1 protein-coding gene is annotated in these 743 nt (G+C 79.5%); it reads right to left on the bottom strand.

Translation table 11 applies throughout. From position 1 onward, the window contains the following. Nucleotides 1-316: 316 nt before the first annotated feature. Nucleotides 317-743: methyl-accepting chemotaxis protein (locus HMPREF0731_RS22300; protein WP_007006536.1), on the bottom strand; the 427-nt coding region annotated here is incomplete at its 5' end.

The following is a 743-nucleotide window of genomic DNA, read 5'->3' as shown; positions in this document are numbered from 1 at the left end:
CCCGCTGGCCGGGGCGCTGGCCGCCTGGCTGCCGCGCCGCTGACAGGGCGGCTCTCTTTCAGCCCGCGGACGGCCCCTGCCTGACCGGCGGTGGGCTGGGCCGCCGCCCCGCCCCCCTGGCTGGGCATCGGGGGCAGCGGTTCCTGTTCGATCCGCTGCGCGGCACCGGCACGCTGAGCGTCATCCCCCAGCGGGGGCTGATCTGGCGGACCGCGCCCGGTCGCCACCCCGGCCGGACTGGGACCCCCAGGCCGCCCGCAGGGCGGCCAGATCGAGCAGAACGGCCGCCCGCCGCGCGGCTGGACCGAAAGAAGAATCAGGCGGCGCGGGCGGCGGCCAGGAAGGCCTCGGCCCCCTGGCGCAGCCGCCCGGTGCGGTCGGACAGGCCGCTGGCCGCGGCATGCAGCCCGCCCAGTGCCTCGCCCATCTCCGCCAGGCGCTGGCGCGTGCCGCCGGCCTGGGCGCTGGCCTCCTGCGCCTGCGCCGCGGCATGCGCCACATCGCCGGCGATGCCCTGGGTGGCGGCCGATTGCAGCGCCGCCGCCTCCGCCACCCGCGCCGCCATGCCGTCCAGCCCCAGCACCGCCTCGGCGATCTCGGCCATGGCGCGCGCCGCCGCCTCGGTGCCGCGCTGCATGCTGGCGACCTGGGCGGCGATCTGCTCGGTGGCCCCGGCGGTCTGCTGCGCCAGCGCCTTCACCTCGCCCGCCACCACGGCAAAGCCGCGCCCGGCCTCGCCGGCC

This window comes from Pseudoroseomonas cervicalis ATCC 49957 (genome assembly GCF_000164635.1).
GTDB lineage: Bacteria > Pseudomonadota > Alphaproteobacteria > Acetobacterales > Acetobacteraceae > Pseudoroseomonas > Pseudoroseomonas cervicalis.
The sequence above is the reverse complement of the archived record's forward strand: the minus strand, read 5'-3'. Positions and strand labels throughout refer to the sequence as shown.